Origin of the sequence: Paraburkholderia terrae, assembly GCF_002902925.1 — a bacterium.
GTDB lineage: Bacteria > Pseudomonadota > Gammaproteobacteria > Burkholderiales > Burkholderiaceae > Paraburkholderia > Paraburkholderia terrae.
This window is the reverse complement of the sequence record NZ_CP026112.1, coordinates 1,860,014-1,875,688: the sequence shown is the minus strand read 5'-3', so window position 1 is coordinate 1,875,688 and position 15,675 is coordinate 1,860,014. Positions and strand designations below refer to the sequence as shown.

Genomic DNA, 15,675 nt, shown 5'->3' with positions numbered 1-15,675 from the left:
AAAGCGAAGACGCCGGCGTGAATCAGAGATCCGCGTTCATGTGCGCGAGGAACGCCTCGATGACGGCCTCGTTGCGCTTGAAGAACACCCATTGACCGACGCGTTTCGACGTGATCAGCCCCGCGCGCTGCAACGCGGCGAGGTGCGCGGACACCGTGGACTGCGACAGACCGCAGCAGTCGTCGAACTGTCCGGCGCAGACCCCGTGCTCGTACGAAAGCTCCTGTTCCGGGAAATACTTTCCCGGCTCGCGCAGCTTCGCAAGAATCACGCGACGCGCCGGGTTGGCCAGCGCCTTGTGGATCGCGTCGATGTCGATATCGGTAATCTTCGGGTTGGGCTTCGTGCTCATGAAACAGCGGACAGACTCTCTGGCCGGAATGTCGGCGTCTGAATCGCTATGGACCGAATCTTATATCGGAATTTCACGATATGTGTGGATGGCCTTACTCGTAATGGGGGTGATAGGTCTGTCTCATGCCCGGAAAAGATCCGTGCGTCGGGATATTCCGGATCCTGTACGAATTTGCGCGCAGTATGATTGATGGGTCAGACGCCACGGCACACATTCCGCCAATCGTTAGCATGTCTCAGCACGTGTCGTGACCAGGGCGTTCGCGAATCGCGTAGCGTCAATCGCATCCGGAGAGTCTGTAGTCGCGCATCCAGGACAAGTGTTCGAGATCGTAGAGACGCTGCCTTGAGCATTCAATTTCCGAGTCGCGAAGCGTCACTTCACAAATCCAATAGCCTGAGGTCGTACGTCGAGATGGAGGGGGGGCTCAACGGCCTCAAAGCAAATGACACAGGTCATCAAAATTTTCTTGTCTTCTCCAGCCGATGTCATTGCCGAACAGCAGGCGGTGCTTGCACTGGCCGAAGAAATCAACGACGTCATCGCTTTTCTGTCCCCTGATCTCAACGTGCGGCTGGAAGTGTTGCGATATCAAGACAACGTGTACCCCGATGCGGGGCGTCCGCAAGACGTCGTCGACCGGCAAATGCCGAAGGACTTTGATATTTATCTCGGCATCATGTGGATGCGGTGCGGCACGCCCACCATGGACGATCCGAGCGGTACGATCCACGAATTCCGGCAGGCGATGAAGCGCCGGGAGGCGACGGGACGACCGATCGTCATGTTCTATTTCTCGGACGAGGCGCCTTCATCGCTGCCTCGCACGACAGAGGCAATCAGCCAGCTGGCCGGAGTGATGAAATTCCGCGACGAGCTTTCGCTAATCGGATTGACGATGTCCTACCCGGATCGGGCGAGCTTCAGGGAACGTGTGCGTGGCGGACTGCTGCGTGCCGTCGCCGACGTGCAGCATCGGCCATCGGCTGTGCGCGTCGACTCACCGGATACCGAAGCGTCGGCATTGGAAGTGCCGGCAAGTATCGCGGAACTGGCGCGAAGTTATGACGAAGTCCGCGACACGATGCGTCCGGGTGCGGAGCGAACAAGGAAAATGACGGCCATTTTCTCCGACATGATGTCGCAAGCGCCCGTCGCGATCAAAGCCCTTGAAAGACTGAAGACAAGCAGGTCGGCGGGCGAGCGACTTGCGGCTGTCGCGCTGCTCAGGGCGTTTCCCCAGGAGGCGGAGATCAACTGGTTGGCTGATCGTCTGGACCCGGATGTCGAAACACCATTCGTTGGCTATCAGGCGGCGGCTTCGCTCGCCCAGGCCGTCCGCAGCCTTCCTGGTGAGGCCGACGCGAACCTCGGACGCACCATCGACAAGGCGATGGCTTTGGCGAAACGCAATCCCAACGACCCGCCACGCATCCATATGCTCGAACAGGCTCGACAGGAACTGCTCGTGAAGAGACGAGTGTCGGACGCTTGAACAGTGTGACTGTCGATGCTTTGCCCCGCGCTATTTATCTTGCTGTCATTGCGCATGCAACAGACGGTATCGACTGATACGGCCGCAAAGCTGCACGTCGATTCTGCTGGATTTCGCAATCAAGATCGAATCGCTTGCAGAAATCGAAACAAAACGATGGGCGAAGCGTTTCAGGCACATGGTCTTTATGAACCTGCGCCTTCGGTATGGCCGTGGTTGACGGCCGAAACGTGAAGCTTCAGGTTCGTCGCCGACGGACCCATGACAAGGCCATCGAAGCAAGCCGCAAGCAGGTGGCGCGGTTCGTCGTTTAATGTGTATTCGACACGGCGGCAGATTCTTCGCTATCTGGAAGGGTGTAGTCCGATGGCGTACGATATGTTGACCTGAGGTTGCCCGGGTTCTGCGCCCTCGCGAAAGGGATGCCCGGCGAGTTGCAGATGGGCGAAGAGCCCGAATGGAACGACTGAACGAGGCGTACAGGCGACTGTCACATCGTGCGTGAAGCGAGGGGGCCGACAAGGATGACGGATGTGACCGACATATTTTTGCCGAAGCGGGTCTTCCTGTTCAGCGGGCACATGATAGACAGGCCCGACCGCCCGAAACCGCGCTTTCCGCCGGAACGGGAAGACGCAGTGACGAAGGACATTGCCGGCGTGCTCGACAGGCTGCAAGCAGGCGCCGTTGATCTTGCCGTCTGTAGCGGCGCATGTGGGAGCGATCTGATCTTCGCGGAACTCATGCTCGGGCGCGGCGCACATGTCAATCTTCACCTGCCGTTCGAGCCAGCGGTGTTCGTGAGGGATTCCGTCGACTTCGCGAACGCAAACTGGCGCGAACGCTTCGACGCAGTCCGCGCGGACCCGGGCGCGCGCACCATCGTGTTGCCCGAAGCCCAGACGGCAGACGAGCGGCAGCTATCGCCGTACGAGCGCACGAATCTCTGGATGCTCGAGCGCGCGTTGAGTTGTGGAGCGCAGAAGGTCCACTTCATCTGCGTATGGGACGGTGCAGCGGGCGACGGGCCGGGCGGCACGGGCCATATGGTCGAGGCCGTCGAGGCGGCGGGCGGCATCGCGGAGCCTCCCATTCATCCTCTTGGGTTCACACGGTGAGGCGAACATGCCACGACCTCTTTGCTTCGTCATCATGCCCTACGGCCGCAAGCCGACGCAGGCGGATCCCGCGCGCGGCCCCGGCGAGATCGATTTCAATGCGCTGTGGGACCGCGCGTATGTGCCCGTCATCGAGTCCCTGGGCTATGACGCCGTTCGCGCAGATCAGGACACGGGCGCAATGATCATCACGCAGATGCTCGAGCGCATCTACTACGCGGACCTCGTGCTCGCCGACATGACCATCGCGAACGGCAACGTCTACTACGAGGTCGGCATCCGCCACGCGGCGAAGCCCACCGGCTGCGTACTGCTCGCGGCGGATTGGTCGCAGCCGCTCTTCGACGTGGCGCAATTGCGCACGGTGCGCTATCCGCTTGCGAACGGCGACGTCGACGATGCGACCGCGCAGCGCATTCGTGACACGATCGTGTCCCGCATCAAGGTGCTCACGGATGGGCAGTCGCCGATGTTCGAAGCCATCAAGGGGTTTCCTTCGTCGCCGGAGCCGGCCCTCGCGTCCACAATGAAGCAACGCATGGCGGAACTCGCCGCCTTTCAGTCCACTGTGCGGGGCGTACGTCTGCTGCCCAAGCCGCAGCGCATGGCGCGAGCACAGGAACTCGTCAAGAAGCACGGCGTGCCGCCCTTGATGGCGAGCGTCGCGTTTGCGTTGCTGCTGCTTCTGCGTGATTCAGTTGAGGTTCCCGACGACTGGAACAAGCTGCTCGCCTTCATCGACGCACTGCCAGAGGAATTCCGTCAGCAGCCCGAGGTGCAGTCGCAGCGCGCATTCACCGTGTCGCAGGCGGGGGACGTGCGCGAAGCGATCGAGCAACTCGAGGTCGTGCTGGAGACGGCGGGTCCGTCGACCGAGCGCCTTGGGCTGCTGGGCGGCAGATACAAGCGGCTCTACCGCGATACAGTGGAGCCGTTCCAGAAGCGGCAATTTCTTGACCGGGCGATCGATTGCTACGAGCGTGGCATGGACCTCGATCTCAACGATTACTACTGCTCGTCGAATCTGCCGCGCTTGTATCGCGCGCGCAATGGCAAGGATGATCTGAAGCACGCGCATGTGATCTCGGCTGTCGTGAACGCCGCATGCGAGCGCGCACTACGGCGTGGCGTGACGGACGAATGGCTGCGCCCAACGTGGCTGGCGGCTGCCTTTGACGACGGCGATGCAGATCTCGCGGAGGATCTTGCGGAAAAGGTGGCGGCCGAAGGCGTGACGCGCTGGAAAATCGAAAGCGTATTGGCCGATCTTCGCGCGAGTGCTCAACTCGTACTGGACGAATCCCGGCGGGCACGGCTTATCGGCGTGGCCGACAAGCTGGCGGAGCAATCGGGCAGCGAGGGTAAGACGGGGTAAAAAGCGTGTGGCGTCAGCTACGGGTTCAGTTGCATTGAGTTCGTGCTTCGGTGCTTGCTGACCGTTCACACGGTGGAACCCGGCATGTCGATACTGACCGAAAAGCGCAGGTCATTCCATGACGTGTTTCTGTCCTGTCGGCACCACGATGCCTGGCCGATCGATCAACTCGAGAAGAGGATTGCGTCTTTTGGCTTTGAGTTGTTTCGCGACACGATTTCCCGAATGCTTATCACGAGAGCGCTACTCAAATGATGCGTTCGCGTCCCGTTTCAAGCTTCGAATGTGACCTTTGACGTGGTAAAGGGTGAGGTCAACATGGCCTGGCCAGCACCGGTTTTTTTGGCGCGCTAGTGGCGACCTGCCGTCATCGAGTTGAGATGCGCGAGTTGTCCGTCCACCTCCGCATGCACGGTTTGCTGATAAACCTGCGCGGGAGTCCTGGCCGGCGTCGGCCCGCTATATGGCGGGACCCATCGGCCGCCCGGCAGGCCGGCGGAATGGCTGATCGGCAACTGGAGCGAGTTGTTGGCGGGCTGCGCGATGGAAGCGACACCGCGGGTCGATTGCGCAAACGCCGTCGACGCTGTTGCAACCAGAACGATTGCGATAACTGTACGTTTCATTTTGATCCCCAGGCAGTTAGGGAACGATCCCAGTGACTGGGAGGTAGAGATAAGATAAGACCGCAGGTACGCCTTTTCGTTCAGGTCGGTCATCTCCGGGCGCTCGCTTTTAGCATCGATCAGCGAACGACGGCCTTTCGAGGAAGAAGGACGGAGGCGTTCGCCGAAGTCGCGGCCTTTCGCCCTTCCAAAAAACTACTGATCCATCGGCGCATTTTGCCGCGGTGAAATTTAGTCCGTCGGGCTCGCAGCCTTGACTGATCCGCGTGTCGCGTTGGATGACGTATTACGCTCCCTTTCCCGTGAGAGCAACTCCTGCTTCAACATGAGTGCCTCGCTATTATCGTGCTGCATTGAAAGCGCCCAAAAAATGCCCGAGCGCGCCATACGCAGGTCGTTTTTGTCGAGACCGCTGTGTGCTCGCGCAAGTGCGAGCGCCATCAGCCTTTGGTTCTTGTCGCTATCTCTCCCGCTGTTCGAAACCGAACTCTGCGAGGACATTGATTGTGGCGGGTGCGGCGTCGCGGTCGACGGCTGAGGCGGATCGGGTACGGCAACCGACGCGACCGGCGCAGGCGTTGTTTCTGCTGTCATGGTCGAACTTTGCGCCAACGCTGGATTTTGCGCCGAGCCTCGCGCCATTGTCGGCGCATCGACCGTCGCAGTCCGCGCTGCCTGGCTCGTGCCATTTGCCGTTACGCTACCTTGCGCAGTGTTTGATGCCGCTATTGGTTCTCCATCGACGGAACCATTATGGCGGGTCAACGATACCACTGCGCCGCAGAGCACCACTAATGCCACCAGAGTTAGCGCTGTCCCCGTTTTCATACGCCAACCACGGTAGCCGCCTGGCGATGGCGAAGGTGAACGCGTGCCGCCATTTGGGCCAGCGACAACCGGTCGGACGAAAGATGTCAGCCGGGACCGCCAGATCTGGCCCTTGGGCGCAACGTTTGGACGCGCCGCTGCAGCGCTTGCCGTTTTGGATGCGGTTGCGGCATGGGGCTTCTTCGTCGAGGTGCGTTCGCCGAACGCGAGCCTCGCGGGCGCTCCGCATTGTGGACAAAAATTGACTGGCTCGGATAACCTACCGCCGCACTGCGCGCACGTGGTCAAAGAATTCGGGCGACGAGCGGTTTGAGCGTCCATCAGCAAGTGTTCCCCCTATAAATGCAACTGCTCCATGATGCGAACCGATACCGCGATCGCTATAAGATAAGACGAATGGAAAACGGAGCGGGGCAAATTGCCAATATCGGTCAGCGGCGCACCAGCGTCAACCCGCTATGCCGAATTACGCAAGCACGCATCGGTCATATGTTAGCCCTTCGGCGCAAATCAGAAGGTTGATCTGTTAGTGGGGTCGATGTGTTTTTCTTTTGGATCTGCAGGGTTCATCGGTGGCTTTCGTCTCCCGATCACCACGTGGTCGACTCGATGTCTTGGACCTATTTTTCTCACGCAAAGAGAAGACTTCGACAAAATAGATAATGGGATGCGCGTTGCAAACTGACATACGTTTAGGAATCGATAGTAAATGGAATTGGTGCAGGCGGCAGCAAAAACTAACGGGGCGTAAGAAAGCCTGATTGCTCAAATTACAAACTTCGCGACGATTTCGCTTAAGAGAACGCGAACGACTCAAGCGCATGTCGTCTGATGCATAACGAGTACATTGTCTTCAGATTACAAATTGGACATCTCGCACAAATCCAACGTGATGGTCATCCGGTTTGAGGTACGCTCCTCGACTCATGTTGGCTCCCAATCAAGGGGCGACTTCATGGCTTTCAGCGGAGAAGGGATCGATGTTGGAAATGGCAAGGTTGTTCAATGCGAGCGTCCCGGACAGGAACGCATGGCGCACCAAAAAAGTCTCGTTTTGCGCGCGCATTCTGTTAGGCGGTGCGCGACTGGGTATGTTCCTGTCGTTAGGCACATTCGCGAGTGCGGGCTTCGCGCAAGACAATGCTATTGCTGTGGTTGGAACCACACCGACGCAGATTCCTTCAATCGCGACTTGCGTCGCGTGTCACGGTGCGTTGGGTGCCGGCGAAGCGTCCGGCGCGCCGCGACTCGCGGGAAAGAATCCGCAGTACCTTGCCCATGCTTTGTCGATGTTCAAGGCAGGCACGCGAATCAGTGTGCCGATGCAGGCGGTGGCGCAGAACCTCTCGGACAGCGATATGCATACGCTTGCCGTGTTCTTTTCCGGGCAGCACCCGCCGATCGTGAAGGCTTCTCCGCCGCCTTCGCAAACGCTAGTGATGGCGGGCCGGCAACTGGCGGAGACGGGCGCAGGCGCTAGTGTCCCTGCGTGTTTCAGTTGTCACGCGGCAGGCGGCAAAGGCAATGGCGCGCGATTCCCATCGATTGCGGGCGAGCCGTCCGCGTTCACGATTGCACGATTGCACGAATTCCAGGCGCGCGCGAAGTCCGCGCCGCCGAAGTCGGGCACGATGACGGCTGTTGCTGCTGCGCTCGACGAACAGCAGATCGAACAGGTCGCCGCCTATCTGTCTGTGACAGGGCCGTGACAGCCAGTAGAGCGCGTGCCGTTACGACGTATTGATCTCGCTCATCCATCGATCTTTACCGCGACACGCCCATCGATCCAATTACATGAAATAAGATTGGCCCCTCTCTTCGCGTAACGCTTTGTTCTATTTTTCGAGGCTCGCGGGTGGGCACGGCCGAAAGAGCGACCAGTAGAGCGTGACAAAGACCGCCGGATACGCCCCCGGCAGTCTTTGGGATTCGACTCAAATCTCGGCGTAGTCGATACCGGTCAGAACACCTAGATGTGCGACGGTGGTGAAATGCGAGGTGTGCTTCGTATCGATGTTCAGTTCGCGCACGTTGCCGCCCAGATCGGTCACGAAGGCGCGGCGCCCACGTGAGTCCAGAGACACGCCAATTCCCTCTTTCAGATCGTGCGCGAGCACCTGGCGATCAACCAGCCCGGACGCCGTAATTCTTGCGCGATTCAAAGTATTTCCGTCATGCGTATCGTCGCCACGATCCGTCCAGTAAAGCATGCTGTCGCGGTGATCGATATCGAGGTCGATCGGTTCGGGCAGATCGGCCAGCAAACATTCGATATCCGGGCGTCGATCGGGCGTCGCGGAAGGCGGCAACTCGATCCCCGCCCTGAAGATGCGGCCCTCTCCGCCATCCGGTGGTCCCTTTTGCGTCCAGTAGACGTGCCCGTTTGCTTTGTCCAATACGATGCCTACGCAATGGCGGGTCGCGTCGCGCGTATCCTCGGGGAAGTTCCCGGTGCGGACCAGTTCCGTCACCTCGCTGCCATCCAGCCGTGCGCGCATGACTCGCATGCCTTCGCGATCGCACCAGTACAGGTGGCCGCCTTCCTTGTCCAGCACGAGTTCCTTGGGCGTCCCTGCCTTACCGGGAGGCACCAGCACACGATGTTCGCTGCCGTCGAGCTTCGCGCATTCGATCGTGCCGTCGTTCGGAGGAACTTCGCCGGAAGCGGGATCACCATCGACCAGGTGGATGCCCGTTCCCATGTTGGTCCAGTAGACCAGCTGGTTTTCAGCATCGACCTTGATGCCGTCGGGTGTGCGCGTAAGGTTCGCGATAATCACTTCGTGTGAACCGTCCGGTGATAGAGCGATGATCGCCGGTGGACGTGCCTGCAGGATATACAGCGTACCGCCATTCTTCGTAGCCACAGTCAATACCCTCCATGAGGTCGCTATAACCATCGTCGTACTGGTGGAGTCGATCCGTCGACCCGCCGCTGCTGAACCGTTCCGGACAGACTACCTTAAATTGCTCGAGGACTCCCGGGTAGGGCGCGACTGTTGTCTCAAGCGGGTGTCCCTTGAGTTGAATGCGTTCATGTCGACGCCATTGTCCCTGGGTTGGCCGACGTGATGCGGCCATTCGCTTCAACGTTGCGCAGGGGTTCGATTACGTTCGATAGTCGTTTATGAAATCTTTGCGGGAAGACTGCAATTCTTTCGATAAACCGCAATGTCGATACCCATAGAATCGTGGCGCTGCGGATTCGCGGATGCAAAGTGGATCACATTCGATGGATGGCTAGCCAATACGGTGTCGGCAGATCCTTCGTTAATTCCTTGTCAACTGAGCGCGCGTTATCCGGAGCTTCTGGATGGACGGGGATCATGCACACATCATGATCTCTTTTTGTGACACGGCCTGGAGTACAAAGCAAGTGAAGAAGAAGATTATCGGTGCAGCTGTTCTTTCCGTTATTGCAGTGGGGGTTCATGCGCAAAGCAGCGTCACCTTTTATGGATTGATCGATACAGGTATCGTCTATACGAATAACCAGGGTGGCAGCAGCGTGGTGCAGGAACAAAGCAGCATGCTGTCGAACGAAGTGTGGGGCTTACGGGGAAGTGAAGATCTCGGCGGCGGTCTGCGTACGATCTTCCGTCTTGAGAATGGCTTCAATATCCAAAACGGCAAGACCACATACGCGGGCACGATGTTCGGCCGTCAGGCTTTCGTCGGTCTGCAAAACGATCTGTATGGAACGCTGACGTTTGGCCGCCAGTATGATTCCGTGGTCGATGACCTCGGCCCCATTGCATTGGCGAACAACGGCGATGGAAACAATCTGGCCGCGCATCCGTTCGACAACGACAACGTAGATGACTCGTTCTATATCAACAACTCGGTCAAGTACGTGAGTCCGACGTATCGGGGGCTGCAGGCCGAGGCGCTATACGGCTTCAGTAACGCGGCCGGTGGCTTTGCGAACAATCGCGCTTATAGCTTCGGTGTGACGTACAACGTTGGCCCTATCAATCTGGCGGCTGCTTACCTTCAACTGAATAACGGTTCGCTTTCGGGAACGGGAGCGGTGTCGAACAACGACTTCGTCAATTTCCCCGCTTCACGCCAGCGCGTGATGGGGGTTGGCGGCAACTACACGATCGGGCCGGCGTCTGTCGGCTTGTTGTGGACGCATACCCTGTTCGACAACACGCAGCCGGGCGCGAACTCTGTGATCGCCCAGTCGTTTGATTCGCTTCATTTCGACAACTATGAAGTCAATGTTCACTATGCCGTGACCCCGGCAATTTCGCTGGCAGGTGCCTATACGTTCACCCAAGGTGCGTTTGACGGAAGCACCGGTTCGGGTGACCCGAAGTGGCATCAAGTGACGCTGATGGCCGACTACGCCTTCAGCAAACGCACGGATGTCTATGTTGAAGGCGTCTATCAACACGCTTACGGTGCGACTGGTTCCGCGTTCGAAGGTGCGTTCATCAACGGCCTGGCGCAGGCTACGACGGGCAATCAGGTGGCGGCGACTGTTGGCTTGCGTACGCGCTTCTAACACGGTTGTTCAATCTGATCATGTGCCTGGCGCCCGCACATCGTGCGGGCGCATTGATCGAGCGGGTTCAGCCTGCTTGGGCAGAATCGCGCGGCGCACCCGTATCGATCTTCGATTTCGAAAGAAAGGTCACTTTCGATTGCGTGTCTTGAAAAAGACGATTATAGTTGAGCAAGTAATCAGTCATTTAAGGTAGTGCATGGCCCGTCCCTTGAGTCCCGAAAAACGTAGTGCCCTGTTGAAATCCGCGGCGCAGGCCGTCGCTGAGATGGGCGTGCAGGCCTCCACGGCGAGCATCGCGCGGGGCGCCGGCGTCGCGGAGGGCACGCTGTTTACGTACTTCGAGAGCAAGGAGGCATTGTTCCAGGAACTGTATCTGCACCTCAAGCGCGGCCTGGCCGACGCTGTGATGCCTGGCTATCCCACGGGAGCGGACTACATGCAGCGCATGCAGCACGTCTTCGAGCGTTATGTGAACTGGGGACTGGCCAATCCGTCTGCACGGTTCGCTGTTGCCCGGCTTGCGGGTTCGGGGCAGATATCGGACGACACACGATCACAGGGCATCGAGCGATTTCTGGCCGTCGCCCAGATGATGCAGGATGGCGTGCGCGACGGCGTCCTGGTCGATGCGCCAATCAGCTTTCTCTCGTCGTTGATCGAGCACATCGCCGACACGACGATTGAGCATATCGAACGGCATCCCAAGGACGCCGCAACTCAAAGGAAGCTCGGCTTTCGCGTCCTGTGGCGCGCAATCACGATGTAATTTTTTTACGCAATTAATGAGTGATTGGGCGCTCATTAATATGTGCTAACCTGGTTTGCAAATGGAGAAAGACATCATGTCCAGTCAGAAGTGGTTCATCACGGGAGCCTCCGGCGGTCTGGGGCTCGCACTCACGGAAAAAGCGCTGGCGCAAGGGCATCGAGTGGTCGCGGCGGTGCGTCGTATTGAAGGAATGCGGACACTTAAGCAGGCATATGCGGACCTGCTCGAAGTGGAGTCGGTGGACGTGACTGATCGCGAGCAGGTTCAGGCGGTCGCAGCACGTCATCCCGATGTCGACGTCGTGGTCAACAACGCGGGCGGCGCGGTTTTCGGTGCGATGGAGGAAATGAGTGACGCCGATATCGAGCAACAGATTGCGCTGAACCTGCTGGCGCCTATCCACGTCACGCGCGCGTTTCTCGGCGCATTGCGCGCGAAACAGTGCGGTACGTTCATCCATGTCAGCAGCGTCGGCGGACGTGCCGCGTTCCCCGGAGGCTCGATGTATCACGCCGCGAAGTTCGGTCTGGAGGGCTTCGCCGAAGCAGTCAGCCAGGAAGTCGCCGGGTTCGGCATCAAGACCATCATTATCGAACCGGGCTCCATCAAGACAGGCTTCGTGGCGAATATCCGCTGGACGCCGCAACTCGAGCACTACAAGGACAGCACGGTTGCCACGCTGCGTCGATGGATCGAGGAAAACGGTGAAGCAGATGCTTCGGGCGACCCGGTGAGAATGGCCGAAGCGATCTATACGATCAGCCAGATGCCGGAGCCGCCACTGCGCACCGTTCTAGGCGGCGATGCCTATGCTGTGCTGGAAGCGGGCTATACCCGGAGTCTGGCCGCGCTGCAGGCGCAAAAGGATCTCGCCGCGTCTGTGATGTTCGAAGGTAAGTCTGGCTTCATGCCAGAGTGACGAGCTTCCACGTCTTCAATGCCAACGCGTAGTCCCGGCGTATATCAAAGGATTAAACGATCATGTCCAAAGTCTGGTTGATTAGCGGTGCGTCCCGAGGTTTGGGCCGCATCATTCTCGAAGCCACGCTGGAAGCCCGTCACCGTCGCTGCCGATTTCGGCGCGGTATCGCCTGAGTTGCCCTCGGAGTAAGACGATGCGTATTGTTTTGATCGGCGCGACCGGCATGGTAGGCGAAGGCGTATTGCGAGCGTGCCTGAAAGCACGCGACGTCACCGAAATCATCGTGATCAGCCGGCGTGCGCTACAGGGTTACGAGGATCCGCGACTCAAGGTCGTCATCACGCCACATCTGGAGCGCTTTCAGGCCGAGGGCGACGTTTTCGCCAAGGTCGATGCGTGCTTTTTCTGCGTGGGTGTTTCGTCCTTCCGTATGTCCGAGGCGGCATACCGCGCGGTGACCTACGACCTCACGCTTCATGTCGCGCAAGAACTGCTTCGCGTGAGCCCTGCGATGACGATGGTGTACGTATCCGGCGCTGGCGCCGACAGCAGCGAGCAGGGCAAGACCATGTGGGCCCGCATCCGCGGAAAAACCGAGAATGCGTTGCAGCGGCTCCCATTTCGGCAAGTCGTGATTTTTCGGCCCGCCGCCATCATTCCCGAGGACGGCATCCAGTCGCGCACCGCCGTGTATCGATGGATGTATGTCGTGCTCAAGCCGGTTCTGATTCTGGCTCGCCGCATTTCGCCGGAGCATGTGTTGACGACGTCGGTTGTCGGCGACGCCATGCTCAGTGCCGTGCGTCACGGCGCACCACGGACCATCCTGAATCCGGCGGATATTTATCGACTGGCCATCATCTCGCAGGCTTGATCCGATTGTGGGCGCGGACGAGCCGCGCGCGTAGCAGCGTCGATGTACTGCCTGAATCGCGCCTAATCATATGAACGAACGGCGATAAATCGGCCATTGCCTTGAAATACGCATGGTGTAACGTATGCTGCCTTCGTGTGCGCTTATCTCCTTGGGTAGCGCTGCGAATGTGAGACTGCCCTCGGCTTCGGAGCGGTCGCGCAAAAACAGGAGGGCAAGACCATGGCTGCCGACATGAGCGCCAACACCAACTGCGGCGACTCCGCGCGTAGCGCGCTGGATCCCGACGCATTACGGCGCGGCGTGCTCGACAATCTCATCTGCCTGCAGGCTCGCCCGCCGGCGATTGCTACGCCGCATGACTGGTACATGGCGCTCGCCTACAGCGTGCGCGACCGCATGCTGGCGCGCTGGGCCGCCACGATCCAGACCTATGCTGCTCGCGAGCTGAGGGTTGCGTGTTACCTCTCTGCAGAGTTCCTGATCGGACCGCAACTCGGCAACAATCTCGTGAACCTGGGCATCGAGGCCGAAGCGCGTGCTGCCATGCAGTCGCTCGGCCAGGATCTCGACGCGCTCATCGCGCTCGAGGAAGAGCCGGGACTCGGCAATGGCGGACTCGGTAGGCTCGCTGCCTGCTATCTGGACTCGCTGGCAACGCTTCAGATACCGTCGGTCGGATACGGCATACGCTATGAGTTCGGCATCTTCGACCAGGTGATCCGCGATGGCCGGCAGGTCGAGGCCACCGACAAGTGGCTGCAGAAGGGCAACCCATGGGAGATCGTGCGCCCCAACGTGAACTACTATGTGCGCTTCGGCGGACACACGCAGAGCGAGAACGATGCGCAGGGCCATTACTGCGTGCGCTGGATACCGGCGCACATGGTCAAGGGTGTGGCTTGCGATACGCCGATGCTCGGATTCCGGGTCAACACCTGTAACACGCTGCGCCTATGGAAGAGCGAAGCTGTCGAGTCCTTCGATCTGGAGGACTTCAACGCCGGCGACTACTACCAGGCCGTGCAGGAAAAGGTGATTTCCGAAACGCTGTCCAAGGTGCTCTATCCCAACGATGAGCCCGAAGCCGGCAAGCGGCTGCGCCTCGCGCAGCAGTACTTCTTCGTTTCCTGCTCGTTGCAGGACATGCTGCGCCTGCTCGATATCAAGGGCGAACCCATCGCGCGCTTTGCCGACATGTTCACGGTACAGCTGAACGATACGCATCCTTCAATCGCAGTGGCAGAACTGATGCGCCTGCTCGTCGACGAGCGGCGGGTCCCGTGGGACGAAGCCTGGGATATCACCCGCAGCACGCTGGCCTATACCAACCATACATTGCTGCCCGAGGCGCTCGAAACCTGGGGGCTGCCGCTTTTTCGCAACCTGCTGCCGCGCCTGCTCGAAATCATCTATGAGATCAACGGGCGCTTTCTCGATGAGGTCCGGCAACGTTATCCCGGCGACGATGCACGCGTGGCGCGGATGTCGATGATCGACGAGGCCGGCGAAAAGAAGGTGCGCATGGCGCATCTGGCGACGGTTGGCTGCCATGCCGTGAACGGCGTGGCAGAGCTTCATTCTGCGCTGCTCAAACAAACGGTAATGCGCGACTTCGCGCAACTGTGGCCCGAGCGCTTCACAAACGTCACCAATGGCGTCACGCCACGTCGCTTTATGCTGCTCAGCAATCCCGGGCTTGCGCGGTTGCTGGACAAGACGGTGGGCGAGGGATGGGCGACCGACCTCACACGGCTTCGCGCCCTCGAATCGCATGCCGACGACCCGGACTTCCTCGACGAATGGCGCAACGTCAAGTATTCGAACAAGGCAATTCTCGCGCAGCACATTCGTAGCACGACAGGCATCGAAGTGGACCCTGCCGCGTTGTTCGACATTCAGGTCAAGCGCATTCACGAGTACAAGCGACAGCACCTGAACGCGCTGTACATCGTCACGCTGTATCAGCGTCTGCGCCGCGACCCGCAACTCGCTGTCGCGCCGCGCTGCTTCGTATTCGGCGGAAAGGCTGCGCCGGGGTACGCGATGGCCAAACTCATCATTCGCCTGATCAACGGGGTGGCGGAAGTCGTGAACAACGACCCGTCGATAAACGGACGGCTCAAAGTGGTGTTCTACCCGAACTTCAATGTGAAGAACGCACAGTTCATCTATCCCGCAGCGGACCTGTCCGAGCAGATATCGACCGCGGGCAAGGAGGCATCGGGTACGGGCAACATGAAATTCATGATGAACGGCGCGCTGACCATCGGAACACTCGACGGCGCGAACATCGAGATCCGGGAGGAGGTCGGCGAGGAGAACTTTTTCCTGTTCGGCATGACCGACTCTCAGGTCGAGCAACTCCGACGCGATGGTTATCGTCCGGCAGACTTCGCGGCTGGCAATGGCGAATTGCGCGACGCACTGGATCTGATTGTCAGTGGGTATTTCTCGCGCGGTGACCGGGATATGTTCCGGCCGCTCGTCGACAATCTGCTGCACGCCGACCCATTTTTCGTGCTGGCCGACTACGCGGATTATGTGGCGTGCCAGGAGCGTGTGAACAACGCATGGCAAGACGTGCGACGCTGGACCCGTATGTCCATCCTCAACACCGCACGTTCGGGCAAGTTCTCCTCCGATCGCGCGATCGGCGAGTACTGTCACGAGATCTGGAAGATCCGCCCCGTGAGTGTCGCCCTTGAGCGGCTCTGAGAAACGCGACGTCCTCGTACATCTCTCGCAAGCACCTCATGGCCGCCTCGCCGCGTTATGCAAGATAACGCGGACTCGCGAC

Annotated in this window: 12 protein-coding genes; 9 read left to right on the top strand and 3 right to left on the bottom strand. The window is 59.3% G+C overall.

Annotated features, from left to right (window positions below):
- Positions 1-22: 22 nt before the first annotated feature.
- Entirely contained in the window at positions 23-352 is a 330-nt protein-coding gene (locus C2L65_RS24535) for an ArsR/SmtB family transcription factor (RefSeq protein WP_042310854.1), read from the bottom strand.
- 448 nt (positions 353-800) lie between these two features.
- Here C2L65_RS24535 and C2L65_RS24530 point away from each other — a divergent pair, with 448 nt between their 5' ends.
- The 3 genes from C2L65_RS24530 to C2L65_RS24515 all read left to right on the top strand — a co-directional run bounded on the left by C2L65_RS24530 (position 801) and on the right by C2L65_RS24515 (position 4,343).
- Positions 801-1,850, top strand: a complete 1,050-nt coding sequence (locus C2L65_RS24530) for a hypothetical protein (RefSeq protein WP_042310856.1) — start codon at positions 801-803, stop codon at positions 1,848-1,850.
- A 533-nt stretch (positions 1,851-2,383) separates the two neighbouring features.
- Positions 2,384-2,968 carry a hypothetical protein gene (locus tag C2L65_RS24520; RefSeq protein ID WP_208647212.1) on the top strand — a complete coding sequence of 195 codons (585 nt, stop codon included), beginning with the start codon at positions 2,384-2,386 and terminating at the stop codon, positions 2,966-2,968.
- 7 nt (positions 2,969-2,975) lie between these two features.
- Positions 2,976-4,343, top strand: coding sequence for a TRAFs-binding domain-containing protein (locus C2L65_RS24515; protein WP_156132343.1), 1,368 nt, complete (start codon positions 2,976-2,978; stop codon positions 4,341-4,343).
- A gap of 350 nt (positions 4,344-4,693) precedes the next feature.
- Here C2L65_RS24515 and C2L65_RS24510 read toward each other — a convergent pair whose 3' ends face one another.
- A complete protein-coding gene (locus C2L65_RS24510; RefSeq protein WP_229514621.1) occupies positions 4,694-5,062 on the bottom strand; it encodes a hypothetical protein in 369 nt (122 codons plus the stop codon).
- A 1,826-nt stretch (positions 5,063-6,888) separates the two neighbouring features.
- Between C2L65_RS24510 and C2L65_RS24500 the strand changes: the two genes are divergently transcribed.
- A complete protein-coding gene (locus C2L65_RS24500) occupies positions 6,889-7,506 on the top strand; it encodes a c-type cytochrome (protein ID WP_233446533.1) in 618 nt (205 codons plus the stop codon).
- A 225-nt stretch (positions 7,507-7,731) separates the two neighbouring features.
- On the opposite strand, the gene C2L65_RS24495 is transcribed toward C2L65_RS24500, so the two are convergent.
- Positions 7,732-8,664 (bottom strand): hypothetical protein, encoded by a 933-nt coding sequence (locus C2L65_RS24495; protein ID WP_042310870.1) that lies wholly within the window; start codon positions 8,662-8,664, stop codon positions 7,732-7,734.
- Positions 8,665-9,173: 509 nt separating this feature from the next.
- Between C2L65_RS24495 and C2L65_RS24490 the strand changes: the two genes are divergently transcribed.
- The 5 genes from C2L65_RS24490 to C2L65_RS24470 all read left to right on the top strand — a co-directional run bounded on the left by C2L65_RS24490 (position 9,174) and on the right by C2L65_RS24470 (position 15,593).
- On the top strand, positions 9,174-10,307 hold the full coding sequence (locus C2L65_RS24490; RefSeq protein WP_042310872.1) for a porin: 1,134 nt from the start codon (positions 9,174-9,176) through the stop codon (positions 10,305-10,307).
- A gap of 199 nt (positions 10,308-10,506) precedes the next feature.
- A complete protein-coding gene (locus C2L65_RS24485) occupies positions 10,507-11,076 on the top strand; it encodes a TetR/AcrR family transcriptional regulator (RefSeq protein WP_042310873.1) in 570 nt (189 codons plus the stop codon).
- Positions 11,077-11,152: 76 nt separating this feature from the next.
- Positions 11,153-11,998, top strand: a complete 846-nt coding sequence (locus C2L65_RS24480; RefSeq protein ID WP_042310932.1) for an SDR family NAD(P)-dependent oxidoreductase — start codon at positions 11,153-11,155, stop codon at positions 11,996-11,998.
- A gap of 196 nt (positions 11,999-12,194) precedes the next feature.
- The gene (locus C2L65_RS24475; RefSeq protein ID WP_042310875.1) at positions 12,195-12,875 is read left to right on the top strand and encodes a Rossmann-fold NAD(P)-binding domain-containing protein; all 681 of its coding nucleotides are present in this window, start codon (positions 12,195-12,197) and stop codon (positions 12,873-12,875) included.
- A gap of 222 nt (positions 12,876-13,097) precedes the next feature.
- A complete protein-coding gene (locus C2L65_RS24470; RefSeq protein ID WP_042310877.1) occupies positions 13,098-15,593 on the top strand; it encodes a glycogen/starch/alpha-glucan phosphorylase in 2,496 nt (831 codons plus the stop codon).
- Positions 15,594-15,675: the final 82 nt, after the last annotated feature.

Excerpts from the sequence above, each read along its gene's own strand:
- C2L65_RS24535 (WP_042310854.1), bottom strand. The coding sequence starts at position 352 with ATGAGCACGAAGCCCAACCCGAAGATTACCGATATCGACATCGACGCG.
- C2L65_RS24530 (WP_042310856.1), top strand. The coding sequence starts at position 801 with ATGACACAGGTCATCAAAATTTTCTTGTCTTCTCCAGCCGATGTCATT.
- C2L65_RS24515 (WP_156132343.1), top strand. The coding sequence starts at position 2,976 with ATGCCACGACCTCTTTGCTTCGTCATCATGCCCTACGGCCGCAAGCCG.
- C2L65_RS24510 (WP_229514621.1), bottom strand. The coding sequence starts at position 5,062 with ATGACCGACCTGAACGAAAAGGCGTACCTGCGGTCTTATCTTATCTCT.
- C2L65_RS24500 (WP_233446533.1), top strand. The coding sequence starts at position 6,889 with ATGTTCCTGTCGTTAGGCACATTCGCGAGTGCGGGCTTCGCGCAAGAC.
- C2L65_RS24485 (WP_042310873.1), top strand. The coding sequence starts at position 10,507 with ATGGCCCGTCCCTTGAGTCCCGAAAAACGTAGTGCCCTGTTGAAATCC.
- C2L65_RS24480 (WP_042310932.1), top strand. The coding sequence starts at position 11,153 with ATGTCCAGTCAGAAGTGGTTCATCACGGGAGCCTCCGGCGGTCTGGGG.
- C2L65_RS24475 (WP_042310875.1), top strand. The coding sequence starts at position 12,195 with ATGCGTATTGTTTTGATCGGCGCGACCGGCATGGTAGGCGAAGGCGTA.
- C2L65_RS24470 (WP_042310877.1), top strand. The coding sequence starts at position 13,098 with ATGGCTGCCGACATGAGCGCCAACACCAACTGCGGCGACTCCGCGCGT.